We start from the raw sequence: 14,143 nt of genomic DNA, 5'->3' as shown, positions 1-14,143 counted from the left end.
CCGGACCTTTCATGTGTCCATGGCAAGCGGATCGAATGCGCCGATCTTGAACCAAAAAGCCGGACACGAGGTCCGGCTTTTGCGCTTCAAAAAATTGCTCGCTCAGGAATGGATCGGTTTGGCGAACACATCCAAGGCCGCTTCCTTGACAGCTTCCGACATCGTTGGATGGGCGTGGCAGGTCCGGCCCAGATCTTCCGAAGATCCCCCAAACTCCATCAGAACCGCGACTTCGTGGATCATGTCGCCCGCGCCGAACCCGACGATGTGCGCCCCCAGAACCCGGTCCGTTTCGGCATCCGCCAGAACCTTAACAAACCCGTCGGTCGCATTCATGGCACGGGCGCGGCCGTTGGCGGAAAACGCGAACTTGCCAGACTTGTAAGTGATGCCCGCGGCCTTCAGTTCTTCTTCCGTCTTGCCGACAGAGGCGACTTCCGGCTGGGTGTAGACCACATTCGGGATGACATCATAGTTCACATGCCCGGCTTGCCCGGCGAGGATCTCGGCAACCGCGACGCCCTCGTCTTCAGCCTTGTGGGCAAGCATCGGCCCGACGACCACATCCCCAATCGCGTAAATGCCCTCCACATTGGTCTTGTAATGCGCGTCGATCTTCACCCGGCCGCGCTCGTCCAGCGCAACCCCGGCTGTCTCGAGACCCAGACCTTCCGTGTAGGGCTTGCGGCCGATGGCGACCAGAACGATATCGGCCTGCAAGACTTCGGCGTCGCCGCCGGCTGCCGGTTCGACAGACACGTGCAGACTTTTGCCCTTCTTATCGACACCGGTCACCTTGGACGAGAGTTTGAAGTCGAGTCCCTGCTTCTTGAGAATGCGCTGGAACTGCTTGGAGACCTCGCCGTCCATCGGGCCGAGGATCTTGTCCATGAATTCGACAACCGTCACCTCGGCACCCAGACGGCTCCAGACGGACCCCAGTTCCAGACCGATGACACCGCCGCCAACGACCACCATCTTGCCCGGAACCTTTTCCAGCTCGAGCGCACCGGTCGAGGACACGATCTGCTTTTCGTCCACTTCCACGCCCGGCAGTGGCATGACATCGGAACCGGTCGCAATCACGATATTCCGGGTCTCGAGCGTCGTGGCCTTGCCGTCTTCCGAAGTGACCTCGACCTTGCCCTGACCCAGAACCTTGCCCGTGCCATGGTGAACGTCGATCTTGTTCTTCTTCATCAAGAAGGAAATGCCGTTCACATTGGCATCCACGACGTCCTGCTTGTTCGCCATCATGGCCGGCAGGTCCAGCTTCGGCTTGGCGACCTTGATGCCCATTTTCTCGAAACTGTGGCCTGCCTCATGGAACATTTCCGACGAGTGCAGCATCGCCTTGGATGGGATACAGCCGATGTTGAGGCAGGTGCCACCGAGCGTCGCGCGTTTCTCCACCACGGCCGTCTTGAGGCCCAGCTGCGCCGCCTTGATCGCGCATACATATCCGCCCGGGCCGGTTCCAATGACGACTAGATCATATTGGGCCATTTCGCTCGCCTTTTACCTTTTCCTGTTCGTTGGCCCGGACCCGGGCCGTTGAGGGAACGTCTGCGACAGGGCGCGAACGCTCGTTCAGTTGAATTGTCGGACGGCAGCCACCAGGGCTGCCGTTGGTGGGGTCATCCGGCGGACGATCTGGACCAGATCCGCCCGAAGAAAGACCAAACATGTCCAAACCGGACATTCTCGCGGGCCCGCGTCAACGGTCAGCCAGCGCAAGCCGCGCGCCGAAGGCCGCAAAGGTGGCTGCGATCGAACGGCGCAGCCAGGTCAGAACCCGCTCGCTGCGAAGGATCCGCTCACCCGCGAGCGCGGCGAATTGACCGTAGACAATGAAAACCGCGAATGTCATCGCCACGAACACCGCGCTCATGGCCAGCATTTGGGACGTCGCGTTTTCAGTTGCCGGATCCACGAATTGCGGCAAGAACGCGAGGAAGAACACGGTCAGTTTCGGGTTGAGAACGTTGATCAGGGTGCCGCTTGCCGCAATGCCAAGGAGACTTTTGCCACCAGCCCGGTCAGACTTCAGGTCCATCGGCCCGCTGTCGCGCAGCGTGAGCCAGGCGAGATACAGCAGATAGGCGACGCCCGCATATTTCACGACCTGAAAAGCAAGCGCGCTTGTGTGAAGCAGAGCCGAAACGCCGATCAGGGACGCGACAATCGCTGGAACGATCCCAAGCGTGCAGCCGAAGGCGGCCGCCACGCTCGCCAGCCGGCCTTTGCCAAGGCCGACGGCCACCGTATAGGCCACGCCGGTGCCTGGAACGAGCACCACAATCAAAGCGGCGATCAGGAACTCCAAGGTCATCAGCGTGGCCCCCGTGTCATTGGCCCCGGATCAAAGATCCAGAACCAGGCGCTGCGGATCTTCAAGGCTTTCCTTGACGCGAACCAGGAAGGTCACGGCTTCCTTTCCGTCAACGATCCGATGGTCGTAAGACAGCGCCAGATACATCATCGGGCGGATCACCACCTGGCCGTTGACGGCCATCGGGCGATCCTGGATCTTGTGCATGCCCAGAATACCGGACTGCGGCGCGTTGAGAATCGGCGAGGACATCAGCGAGCCATAAACGCCACCATTGGAAATGGTGAAGGTGCCCCCCGTCATGTCGGCCATTCCGAGCTTGCCGTCCCGGGCCTTGCGTCCGAGATTCCCGATTTCCTTTTCGATCTCGGCGATCGACATCTGATCCGCATCGCGGACGACCGGGACCACAAGGCCCTTGTCCGTGCCAACGGCCACGCCGACATGGCAGAAGTTCTTGTAGATAATGTCGGTTCCATCAATCTCGGCATTCACCGCCGGGATCTCTTTCAGGGCATGGCACACGGCCTTGGTGAAGAAGCCCATGAAGCCGAGCTTCACGCCATGCTTTTTCTCGAACAGATCCTTGTACTGCTTGCGCAGTTCCATGACCGGGCCCATATCCACCTCGTTATAGGTGGTCAGCATGGCGGCTGCGTTCTGGGCATCTTTCAGGCGGCGGGCAATGGTCTGGCGCAGTTTCGTCATGCGCACGCGCTCTTCGCGCATTTCATCTTCGGCCGCAATCGGACCGCGCGCGACCTGGGCCGGCGCCGGTGCGCTGGCAGCCGCCGACGCGCCGGATGCCACGGCCGCGATCACATCGCCCTTCAGCACCTGACCGCGTTTACCCGAACCGGCCACTTGACCGGACGAAAGGTTGTTTTCCGCCATCATTTTGGCCGCACTTGGCGCGGGAGGCATGGCGGTTCCGCCAGCGGCGGCCGCAGGAGCTGGCGCCGCAGGTGCGCTTTCGGCCGGAGCGGCCGCAGCCGGGGCCCCTGCGCCGGACGTATCGATCTGGGCCAGAACATCGCCCGGCTGGACCGTGTCGCCGGTCTTCTTGAAAATCTTGACCACGGTTCCAGCGGATGGCGAGGGGATTTCCTGGGCCGCCTTGTCCGTTTCCAACTCCACAAGCGTGTCATCGGCCTTGACGGTGTCGCCTTCCTTCACCATCCACTCGCCAACTTCGGCTTCGGTCACCGACTCGCCGGCGCTTGGCGTCACGACATCGATCACGGCGGAAGCCGAAGCGCCGTTGCCCGGCGCCGGAGCCGCTTCGGCCTTGGATGCGGACGCTGGTGCGGCAGCCGCGCCGGCCCCTTCCGCGATCTGACCGAGCAGGGCACCGACTTCGACCGTGTCGCCTTCATTGACGACAATGCTCTCGAGGGTCCCGGAGGCGGGAGCCGGAACTTCCACTGTCACCTTGTCGGTTTCCAGTTCAACGATCGGTTCATCGACCGTAATCTTGTCGCCCGGCTTCTTGAACCATTGCGCAATGGTTGCCTCAGATACGGATTCGCCAAGGGTGGGCACGCGAATTTCGGTTGCCATGGTTGCCTTCTCTTAGATTTACCTGGCCAAATTCTTGAAAAACGGAGGCCGGACAGCCTCCGTTTTCAATTACTCGGAGAATGTGTCGTCGAGGAACGCCCGAAGCTGGGCGAGATGGGTGGACATGAGACCGGTCGAGGTCGACGCCATCGCTTCGCGGCCTGTGAAGCGCGGACGGGAGTGCTTCGCCCCAATCTCGTTCAAGACCTCCTCGATGTATGGCTCGACAAAGAACCAGCCGCCCATGTTCTTGGGCTCCTCCTGACACCAGATCATCTCCGCGTTCTTGAAGCGCGTGAGCTCTTCGATCAGCGCCTTTTTCGGGAACGGGTAGAGCTGCTCGATCCGCAACAGATAGATGTCGTCGATGCCGCGCTTCTCGCGCTCTTCCAGCAGATCGTAGTAGACCTTGCCGGAGCACATGACGACCTTCCGGATCTTGTCGTCGGCAACCAGCTTGGTTTCCGAGTTGCCATACTCGGCATCGTCCCACAACAGCCGGTGGAAGGTGGAGTCCGGTCCGAGTTCCGTCAGTTTGGACACCACCCGCTTGTGTCGCAGGAGCGATTTCGGCGTCATCAGAATCAGCGGCTTGCGGATATCCCGTTTCAGCTGCCGGCGGAGAATATGGAAGTAGTTCGCAGGCGTCGTGCAGTTCGCCACCTGCATATTGTCTTCGGCACACAATTGCAGGAAGCGCTCCAGCCGCGCGGAGGAGTGCTCCGGCCCCTGGCCCTCGTAGCCATGGGGAAGAAGACAGACCAGACCAGACATGCGCAACCACTTGCGTTCGCCCGACGAGATGAACTGGTCAAACAAGACCTGAGCGCCATTGGCAAAATCACCGAACTGCGCCTCCCACATGGTGAGCGCATTCGGCTCTGCAAGGGAATAGCCGTACTCGAAACCCAGCACCGCCTCTTCCGAGAGCATCGAGTTGATGACCTCGTAACGCTCCTGTCCCTCGCCGACGTGGTTGAGGGGGATGTAGCGGCTTTCATCTTCCTGGTCATAAAGGACCGAATGGCGCTGGGAGAACGTTCCGCGCTCGCAATCCTGACCTGACAAGCGGACCGGATGACCTTCATTGAGCAGGCTGGCGAAAGCCAGCGCCTCGGCGGTCGCCCAATCAATCCCTTCACCGGTTTCGACCATCCGTTCCCGGTTTTTCAGGAAGCGGGCGATTGTGCGATGAACATTGAACCCATCGGGAATGGCGGTCAGCTTGCGGCCGATGTCCTTCAGCTCGTCGATGGGGACGCCGGTCGTGCCGCGGCGGGGATCGTCGATTTCCTGCGCGCGTTTCACGCCCGACCATTTTCCGTCCAGCCAGTCGGCCTTGTTCGGCTTGAAGGACTGCCCGGCCTCGAACTCCGCGTCGAGCTTCTTGCGCCATTCGGCCTTCATGGCCTCGACTTCATCGGCCGTGACAACCCCTTCCTGGACCAGACGGTCGGTGTAGATTTGGAGCGTCGTGGCGTGCTTGCGGATCTTGCGGTACATGATCGGCTGCGTGAAAGCCGGTTCATCCCCTTCGTTGTGACCGAAGCGGCGGTAGCAGATCATGTCGATGACCACCGGGCGCCCGAAAGTCTGCCGGTACTCGATGGCAATCTTGGCGGCGAAGGTTACGGCTTCCGGATCGTCGGCGTTGACATGGAAAATCGGCGCCTCGATCACTTTGGCCATATCCGACGGGTAAGGCGACGACCGGGAATAGCGCGGATTGGTGGTGAAGCCGATCTGGTTGTTGATGATCACATGAAGCGATCCGCCGGTCCGGTGCCCGCGCAGGGCGGACAGGCCGAAGCATTCGGCCACAACCCCTTGCCCGGCAAAGGCCGCGTCGCCATGCAGCAGCAACGGCAGAACCTGGGACCGGTCGACCTCTGTCGTCTCAATGAAGCGGCCGGCGACGGCGGACAGCTGATCCTGCTTGGCCCGGGACTTTCCGAGCACGACCGGATTGACGATCTCCAGATGCGACGGGTTCGCCGTCAGCGAAAGGTGCACGTTGTTGTCGTCGAATGAGCGGTCGGAGGATGCGCCGAGATGGTACTTCACATCGCCGGAGCCTTCCACGTCATCGGGAGCGAAGGAACCGCCCTTGAACTCGTGGAACACCGCGCGGTGCGGCTTGCCCATCACCTGGGTCAGAACGTTCAGCCGGCCCCGGTGCGCCATGCCGAGGACGATGTCCTTCAGGCCCATCTGGCCGCCACGTTTGATGATCTGTTCGAGCGCCGGGATCAGCGCCTCACCACCATCCAGGCCGAACCGCTTGGTGCCGGTGTATTTCACATCCAGGAACTTCTCGAAGCCTTCGGCCTCGACCAGCTTGTTGAGGATGGCACGCTTGCCCTCCCGGGTGAAGGCGACCTGTTTGTCCGGCCCCTCGATCCGCTCCTGGATCCAGGCCTTGGCGGCCGGATCGGAGATGTGCATGAACTCGACGCCGAGCGTCGAGCAATAGGTCCGCTTGAGAATATCCAGCATCTCTGGGATGGTGGCGTATTCGAGCCCGAGAACGTGATCGATAAAGATCTTCCGGTCCCAGTCGGCCTGCGTGAACCCGTAGGACGAGGGATGCAGTTCCTCGTGATCGCCCTTGCCGGCGAGGCCGAGCGGGTCGAGATCGGCGTGCAGGTGACCCCGCATGCGGTAGGCGCGGATCATCATCAGGGCGCGCACGGAATCGCGCGTGGCTTGATGGATCTCGTCCGCGGAAATCGCGGCGCCTTTTGCTTCCGCCTTTTTCTGGATCTTGTCTCCGAGGTCTTTCTCGATCGGCGCCCAGTTGCCATCAAACGCGTTGACGAGGTCGCCATTGGCTTCAATCGGCCAGTCCGCCCGTTTCCAGGGAGCGCCGCGGGCTTCCTTCAACACCGCGTCTTTCTCGTCCTGGAAGGCAGCAAAGAAGTCCCGCCAATCGGCTTCTACCGAATTCGGGTCGGTCTTGTACTGTGCGTAGAGGTCTTCGATATAGGCTGCGTTGGCGCCGTAAAGCAACGACGTCAGTGCGAATTGGGCGTTCGCTTCCTGCCGTGCCATGTCCATCCAGCGGAGGGTTGCTCCGCCCTTATGCTATGGCGGGCGTCTGATGCGCCCGCTCCCGGTTCCCTTTCAGGCCGGCCACCCTTCCGGGGCCAACCCCCTCGATCGCGGCTGCATTCCCTAGGGACGCCGCAGCCGCTACCTTTCATCATGACGGGGCAAACGTAAACAGATTCCGTTCGCCCGCCGTCAGATTTCGCGTCTTAACCCTTCAAGACTTCGAGAAGGGTCTCACCGAGCTTCGCCGGAGACGGAGACACCTTGATCCCGGCCTCTTCCATGGCGGCGATCTTGTCTTCGGCTCCGCCCTTGCCGCCGGAGATCACGGCACCTGCGTGACCCATGGTGCGGCCCGGGGGCGCGGTGCGGCCCGCGATAAAGCCGGCCATCGGCTTCTTGCGGCCTTTCTTGGCTTCGTCCTTCAGGAACTGAGCCGCTTCTTCTTCCGCAGAGCCACCGATTTCGCCGATCATGATGATCGACTGAGTTTCGTCGTCGGCCAGGAACATTTCCAGGACGTCGATGAATTCGGTGCCCTTGACCGGGTCGCCGCCGATGCCGACAGCGGTGGTCTGGCCAAGACCGGCATTGGAGGTCTGGAACACCGCCTCGTAAGTCAGCGTTCCGGAACGGGAGACAACACCGACAGAGCCCTTCTTGAAGATCGAGCCCGGCATGATGCCGATCTTGCACTCCTCAGGGGTCAGGATGCCGGGGCAGTTCGGGCCGAGCAGCCGGGACTTGGATTTTTCCAGCTTCGCCTTGACCTTCACCATGTCGGCGACCGGGATGCCCTCGGTGATGCAGACAATGAACGGGACTTCCGCGTCGATCGCCTCGATGATCGCCGCGCCCGCGCCTGCCGGCGGGACATAGATCACGGACGCATCGGCGCCGGTTGCTTCCCGCGCTTCGCCGACTGTGGCGAAGATCGGCAGCGAGGCCGACGCATCCACTCCGGACGCCCAGCTTTCGCCGCCCTTCTTCGGATGAACCCCGGCCACCATCTTGGTGCCGTAATATTGCAGAGCCTGTTCCGTGTGGAACGTGCCGGTCTTGCCGGTCAGGCCCTGAACGATGATTTTCGTGTCTTTATTGACGAGGATCGACATTTACGCGCCCCCCTTGACGGCTTTCACAATTTTCTGGGCGGCGTCGTCGAGATCGTCGGCGGCGATCACGTTCAGACCGCTTTCGTTGATGATCTTCTTGCCAAGTTCGACATTGGTGCCTTCCAGGCGGACAACGAGCGGAACCTTGAGGCCGACGTCCTGAACGGCCGCGATCACGCCTTCCGCGATCACGTCGCAGCGCATGATGCCGCCGAAGATGTTGACCAGGATGCCCTTCACGTTCGGATCGGAGGTGATGATCTTGAACGCCGCCGTCACCTTCTCCTTGGATGCACCGCCGCCAACGTCAAGGAAGTTGGCCGGCTCTGCGCCGTAGAGCTTGATGATGTCCATGGTCGCCATGGCAAGGCCCGCGCCGTTGACCATGCAGCCGATGTCGCCATCGAGCGCCACATAGGCCAGATCGTATTTGGACGCTTCGATTTCCTTGGCGTCTTCTTCCGTCTCGTCCCGCAGAGCCATGATGTCATCGTGGCGGAACAGGGCGTTGCCGTCGAAGGAGACCTTGGCATCGAGAACACGCAGGTGACCGTCCTTCATGACGATCAGCGGGTTCACTTCCAAAAGCGCCATGTCCTTTTCGACAAAGGCGGTGTGAAGGATCGGAAACAGTTTCATGCCGTCTTCGCGGGCCAGACCGGTCAGTTCCAGGGCGTCGCAAAGCTTGGCACTGTCCGTCTCGGTCACGCCGGTGTCCGGATCGATCGGGAGGGTGATGATCTTTTCCGGCGTGTCGTGCGCAACGGCCTCGATGTCCATGCCGCCTTCGGTGGAAACCACAAAGGCAGGCCGACCGACGGTGCGGTCGACGAGGATGGAGAGATACAACTCACGCTCGATGTCGGCGCCGTCTTCGATATAGAGACGGTTGACGACCTTGCCGGCGTCACCTGTCTGCGCGGTCACCAGCGTGTTGCCGAGCATTTCCTTGGCGTGAGATGTCACCTCATCCAGTGAGAACGCGAGACGGACACCGCCTTTGGCATCCGGACCAAGTTCCTTGAACTTGCCCTTGCCGCGGCCACCGGCGTGGATCTGGGACTTGACGACCCAAAGCGGGCCGGGAAGAGACTTTGCTGCCGCTTCTGCCTCATCGGCCGAGAAAATCGCAACGCCCTCTGCCACAGGTGCGCCGAATTGCTTCAGCACGGCCTTGGCCTGATATTCATGGATATTCATGTGTTTCCCCCGGTTTGTCGGAGGACCGTCCCTGAAAAGGAAGGCTTGGGGACGGCCGCTTGAAATGGTGCGGATCAGCCCTTGGCGAGAGCTGGCTGGATCTTCTTGCAGGCCTCGACCAGTCCATCGACAGCCGCCACGGACTTTTCGAACATGCTCTTCTCATCGGAGTTCATGTCGATCTCGATCACGCGCTCGACCCCATCGGCGCCGATGACGACCGGCACACCCACATAGGTGTCCTTCAGGCCGTATTGTCCATCGAGAGCGGCGGCGCATGGCAGAACCCGCTTCTTGTCCTTGAGGTAGCTCTCGGCCATCGAGATCGCGGAAGATGCCGGTGCGTAGAATGCGGAGCCGGTCTTCAAGAGGCCGACGATTTCCGCGCCGCCATCGCGCGTGCGCTGTACAATTTCTTCCAGACGCTCGGCGGTGCACCAGCCCATCTTGACCAGATCGGTGAGCGGGATGCCGGCAACGGTGGAATACCGGGTGAGTGGCACCATCGTGTCACCATGGCCACCCAGGACGAAGGCCGTCACATCTTCGACCGAGACGTTGAACTCATCAGCCAGGAAGTGACGGAAACGGGCGCTGTCGAGAACACCGGCCATACCGACCACCTTGTTCTTGGGCAGGCCGGAAAACTTCTGCAGCGCCCAGACCATGGCGTCGAGCGGGTTGGTGATACAGATCACAAAGGCATTCGGCGCGTATTTGGAAATCCCGGCACCAACCTGCTCCATCACCTTCAGGTTGATTTCAAGCAGGTCGTCACGGCTCATGCCCGGCTTGCGCGGCACGCCCGCGGTCACGATCACCACATCGGAGCCTTCGATGGCCGCATAGTCGTTCGCGCCAGCGTATTTGGCATCGAAACCGTCCACCGGAGCGCTTTCGGCGATATCCAGCGCCTTGCCTTGCGGCACACCGTCCGCGATGTCGAAAAGGACGACGTCCCCGAGTTCCTTCAAACCGATCATGTGAGCAAGCGTGCCCCCAATTTGACCGGAGCCGATCAAGGCAATTTTGTTTCGCGCCATATCCGAAAGTTTCCCTTTACGTAAGATGGAACTTCAACCATCCGCTAATGACTGCGGATGGCACTACTCCCTTTGTTCGTCCCGCGCAACCTCGTCGAAAGGATATTGCGCGAGATCGGATCCGCTTTACGTAGTCCTCCCTAAAACCAATGGGTTACGCTTAGGGAAGCTCCGTTTCTCCGCCAACCCGCCGTTCGGCGGACAGGTAGGTTTCAGAGCGCATTTCAATCAACCGTGACGCGGTCCGATCGAACTCGAACGCTTCATTGCCATCCTCAGCGACATACAGGCCGGCGGGATCCGCATCCGCCGAGACCACCAGCTTGGTTCCCGTATCATAGAGGGTGTCAATCAGGTTGATGAAGCGCTTGGCCTCGTTCCGGCGGGCCCGGTCCATCACGGGCACCCCTTCCAGGAAAACCGTACCATAGGCGTGGGCAATCCGCAGATAATCGCTTGCGCCGAGGGGCCGCGCGCACAGTTCCTCAAAGGTGAAGCGGGCCACTCCCGCGGCCGCGGCCCGGACGGGAATCCGCCTGCCCTTGTTTTCCAGTTCCTCCGAACGCGGCGCCACACCGTGAGTTAGCTTTTGCCAAAGCCCGTTGAGCTGATCATCGGCAGCGGCCCCCAACGGCGAGATGTAGATCGGTGTCCCGGCCAATTTTTCGAGCCGGTAGTCCGTTTGCGAGTCGAGTTCGATGACCTTGGCATGGCTCTTCAAGAGCTTGATGAAGGGCAGGAACAACTGGCGGTTCAACCCATCCTTGTAGAGATCGTCCGGTGTCCGGTTGGAGGTCGCGACCACGATCACGCCGCGCTCGAACAATTGCGTGAACAGCCGGCCCAGGATCATGGCATCCGCGATATCCGTGACCGCGAACTCGTCAAAACACAGAAGGCGGGTTTCTCCGGCAATGTCCGCGGCGACCGGCGGGATCGGATCATCGCCCTTCACCTCGCCGCGCTTGAGCGCTTGCCGGTGAGCATGGATCCGGTCGTGGACATCGGCCATGAACTCATGAAAATGCGCGCGGCGCTTCCGGCGGATCACTGTGACCTCAAAAAAGAGATCCATCAGCATGGTCTTGCCGCGGCCAACCCCGCCCCAGATGTACAATCCCTGTACGGAGGCCCAAAGCGCGTTCTTCTTTTTGGCGAACATCCAGCCCAGCGCGCTTTTCTTCGACGCCAGGCGCGTTTCCGCCAGTTTTGTATTCAAGATGTCGAGATGCCGGACCGCCTCCCGCTGGGCGGGGTCCTCGGAAATGTCGCCGGACGCGACCAAAGCATCATATCTGGCGGCGAGAGCGCGGTTTACCGGCAGGTCCATATTCAAAACATCACGTTGACGTCGTGCACCGGGCATTCGATCGGACGCGGGGCCGAACACAAACTGCGGCGCGGTACAGGCGGGATAAGGTCAAATAGTCGCAGATGCAAGCCAGAATCGGGTTGAGGTCACGGGTGAGAGACACCGTTTCTTCATTGAATGGATAAAATTTCCAAAATGAACGGCACCCTCGATGGCAATCCATCTTGTTGAGCATGACCAAGCATGGGCCAACGATTTCTCCGCTATCGCCGCAGCCCTGAACGGCCGGCTCGGCGCACGGGTCTTGCGGTATGATCACGTAGGGTCAACGGCCGTCGCCGGGCTTGCCGCGAAACCCAAGATCCATGTCGACGCCACCTTGCGCAGCGCCTCCGACCTCGCCGAGGCTGTTTGTCTCATCGTCAGGGAAGGATATGATGATCTTGGCTTTCTGTATTCCACCGACGAGTGTCAGCTGACCTTTGCGGCCAACCGGATTGGCGCACACACCGCTCGTTTCGGCCCGTTCCGGGTTGGTCACCGCCTGTGCCTATGCTTCCCGGGCTCTCCCGGCGCCCGCAACCGTTTACGGTTTCGCGATCAGCTCCGCGCTCGCAAGGACCTTCGTGCGGCCTATGAAACGCTCAAACGCCAATCCGCCCAGCTTCACAGCGCCAACGGCGACTGGACTGGCTATTCGCGATCAAAGACAGCGTTCATCGAGACCGTTCTCACCGGGTGATTTTGACGGCCTTTTGATGGCGTCACACAGGGCCGGTCAGGGCATTTTCCAACGCCTCAATTCCCCGCCGCCACCGGCCACCATCGCAAAGTCCACCATCGCAAAGTCCGGCATCGCAAAGTCCGGCATCGCAAAGTCCGGCATCGCAAAGTCCGGCATCGCAAAGTCCGGCATCGCGAACCGGAACCGCTTTGGCGGGTTACATCGCCATCATGCGGGCATCAAGGCCACACTGGATCTCCTGAATATACAAGAGATGCCCGACAAGATCCCGCTCTGCCTTTTCCTCCAGATTGGCCTTCCGGCCGCGGCCGTCCGTCAGGAGCCAGGCATTACCGGATCTGACGACGTCGCACTCGATGGGTGTCGCCCTCTTCAGACCGAGCGCCTTGATCAGGGAAGGGTCCGCACTCGCCAGAGCGGCGTCGTCCAGCCCCTTCATCGCCAGCCGGATCTGCCGATAAACGGCCTGAATGGCCTCCGTCGGAAAGATCACCGTTCTTGGCTCGGCCCCGTCGAGCAAGGCCACGCGCAGGATCCCGGGCCCAGCCGGGATCGCGTTCTCTGAACATCGCACCTTGCGGGCATCGCCAATTGCCGTCCATTCCGCGCGCAGGGTGACAGTGACCGGCTGTCGCAAATGCGCCATTTTTCTGGTCAGCACGCGGTCTTGGTCCACACGGGTTTCTGCCCGCGGCCGCCCGGCATTCCCGGCACCGTTGGCGAGGGCCGTCCCGCCAATCCGAAGCCGGCGAAACACGACGACATCTCTCGGCAAGTCCGTCCGCTCAACCCGCCAGCCCGCGTCCAGCCAGGCGTTCTGATGGACAAGGCTTCCTCCGGAATTTGCCCACCAGGTCCGGTGCTCACGGGCGCTGCGCGGCAAGGCCGATCCCAGAATTTCTTCCAAGTCATCAAGTTTGGCCGCCCAGACAACATCTTCAAGGCGCGCGAGGTGTTCGCGCAAAGGGTCGTATTTCGACATTCTGAACTGCCTTTCCTCCACCGGGCAAAGTTTACACCCAAAAGGCGAACAGTCCAGATAAAATTACTTATAGTTGCTAACGGAACAGAGAAACAGGCGCGCCAGCCGCCGTTTGGCCGTTGAACCGCCCGCCGGCGCCGGCATAGAGCTGCGCAACCACGCCCCCATTATTGTCTTTCAAGATCACCTGCTTGCCTTGAAGGTCCCATGCCGAAATCCCGGACAGGACGGGGCTCGAACAACCGCGTGTATTGGCCCTATAACCACCCGCCCAGGTGGTCAAGGTCATGAACGCCATGCAATTGTCTCCGCCGGAGGCGAGTTTCCACCCGCCGAGCATGTCGCTGCGGTCAACTGCAACCGCATCCACCGGTTCTGCTACGGGCGCGGCGGACGCGAACTCTGTCCCTTGCGGACTGGCCTGCGGGTCCAGCACCGTCCCGGGGGGCGGTGCATTGGGATCAAGAGGCTGGAGCGTTGCCTCGCCGATCGGCGTGGTGGGCGCCGCAGGCAGGGGTGTCGCGTAATTCCGGTTTCCGGAGAGCCGTTGGCAGCCGGCAACTGTGGCTACGACACCGATGACCAGAGCAACCTTGAAAAATGCTTTCATTCCGAATCAATCCTTGTTCCGCGCAGGCACATTAAGAACCGTGTTAGTCCAGAATGTGGTGATCCCGCAAAAGGTCCCGCAGGATTTTCGGCACTTTTTCGCCTTTAAACGCGCCGCTGAAGGCGAAACAACCCTGCAACCGGCATATTCAACCCCTCTCGACATCGGAGCTTCCGGGACTTGAGAGCCGGCG

Annotated in this window: 12 protein-coding genes; 1 reads left to right on the top strand and 11 read right to left on the bottom strand. The window is 60.9% G+C overall.

Going from position 1 to position 14,143, the window contains the following annotated elements:
* Window positions 1–102: 102 nt before the first annotated feature.
* The 8 genes from lpdA to zapE all read right to left on the bottom strand — a co-directional run bounded on the left by lpdA (window position 103) and on the right by zapE (window position 11,631).
* Window positions 103–1,506: a dihydrolipoyl dehydrogenase gene (gene lpdA / locus F0184_RS09555; protein ID WP_150495957.1), complete on the bottom strand. Its 1,404-nt coding sequence runs from the start codon at window positions 1,504–1,506 to the stop codon at window positions 103–105.
* 211 nt (window positions 1,507–1,717) lie between these two features.
* Entirely contained in the window at window positions 1,718–2,332 is a 615-nt protein-coding gene (locus F0184_RS09550) for a LysE family translocator (RefSeq protein ID WP_150495956.1), read from the bottom strand.
* A 30-nt stretch (window positions 2,333–2,362) separates the two neighbouring features.
* Window positions 2,363–3,892, bottom strand: a complete 1,530-nt coding sequence (gene odhB / locus F0184_RS09545) for a 2-oxoglutarate dehydrogenase complex dihydrolipoyllysine-residue succinyltransferase (protein ID WP_150495955.1) — start codon at window positions 3,890–3,892, stop codon at window positions 2,363–2,365.
* A gap of 69 nt (window positions 3,893–3,961) precedes the next feature.
* Window positions 3,962–6,943, bottom strand: a complete 2,982-nt coding sequence (locus F0184_RS09540; RefSeq protein WP_150495954.1) for a 2-oxoglutarate dehydrogenase E1 component — start codon at window positions 6,941–6,943, stop codon at window positions 3,962–3,964.
* Between the two features lie 206 nt (window positions 6,944–7,149).
* On the bottom strand, window positions 7,150–8,058 hold the full coding sequence (gene sucD, locus F0184_RS09535; protein WP_150495953.1) for a succinate--CoA ligase subunit alpha: 909 nt from the start codon (window positions 8,056–8,058) through the stop codon (window positions 7,150–7,152).
* Window positions 8,059–9,258, bottom strand: coding sequence for an ADP-forming succinate--CoA ligase subunit beta (gene sucC, locus F0184_RS09530; RefSeq protein ID WP_150495952.1), 1,200 nt, complete (start codon window positions 9,256–9,258; stop codon window positions 8,059–8,061). It abuts the gene before it with no gap.
* 74 nt (window positions 9,259–9,332) lie between these two features.
* On the bottom strand, window positions 9,333–10,301 hold the full coding sequence (mdh, locus tag F0184_RS09525) for a malate dehydrogenase (protein ID WP_150495951.1): 969 nt from the start codon (window positions 10,299–10,301) through the stop codon (window positions 9,333–9,335).
* A gap of 160 nt (window positions 10,302–10,461) precedes the next feature.
* The gene (gene zapE, locus F0184_RS09520) at window positions 10,462–11,631 is read right to left on the bottom strand and encodes a cell division protein ZapE (RefSeq protein ID WP_150495950.1); all 1,170 of its coding nucleotides are present in this window, start codon (window positions 11,629–11,631) and stop codon (window positions 10,462–10,464) included.
* A 193-nt stretch (window positions 11,632–11,824) separates the two neighbouring features.
* Between zapE and F0184_RS09515 the strand changes: the two genes are divergently transcribed.
* Window positions 11,825–12,355, top strand: a complete 531-nt coding sequence (locus F0184_RS09515) for a GrpB family protein (RefSeq protein WP_150495949.1) — start codon at window positions 11,825–11,827, stop codon at window positions 12,353–12,355.
* 36 nt (window positions 12,356–12,391) lie between these two features.
* Here the strand turns inward: F0184_RS09515 and F0184_RS21035 are convergent, their stop codons facing one another.
* The 3 genes from F0184_RS21035 to F0184_RS09505 all read right to left on the bottom strand — a co-directional run bounded on the left by F0184_RS21035 (window position 12,392) and on the right by F0184_RS09505 (window position 13,950).
* The gene (locus F0184_RS21035) at window positions 12,392–12,514 is read right to left on the bottom strand and encodes a hypothetical protein (RefSeq protein WP_280176937.1); all 123 of its coding nucleotides are present in this window, start codon (window positions 12,512–12,514) and stop codon (window positions 12,392–12,394) included.
* Window positions 12,515–12,554: 40 nt separating this feature from the next.
* Entirely contained in the window at window positions 12,555–13,340 is a 786-nt protein-coding gene (locus F0184_RS09510; RefSeq protein WP_150495948.1) for a DUF7662 domain-containing protein, read from the bottom strand.
* A gap of 76 nt (window positions 13,341–13,416) precedes the next feature.
* A complete protein-coding gene (locus tag F0184_RS09505) occupies window positions 13,417–13,950 on the bottom strand; it encodes a protease inhibitor Inh/omp19 family protein (protein WP_150495947.1) in 534 nt (177 codons plus the stop codon).
* Window positions 13,951–14,143 lie beyond the last annotated feature (193 nt).

This window comes from Roseibium aquae (assembly GCF_008711285.1).
Classification (GTDB): domain Bacteria; phylum Pseudomonadota; class Alphaproteobacteria; order Rhizobiales; family Stappiaceae; genus Roseibium; species Roseibium aquae.
This window is presented reverse-complemented; position numbering and strand designations above follow the sequence as displayed.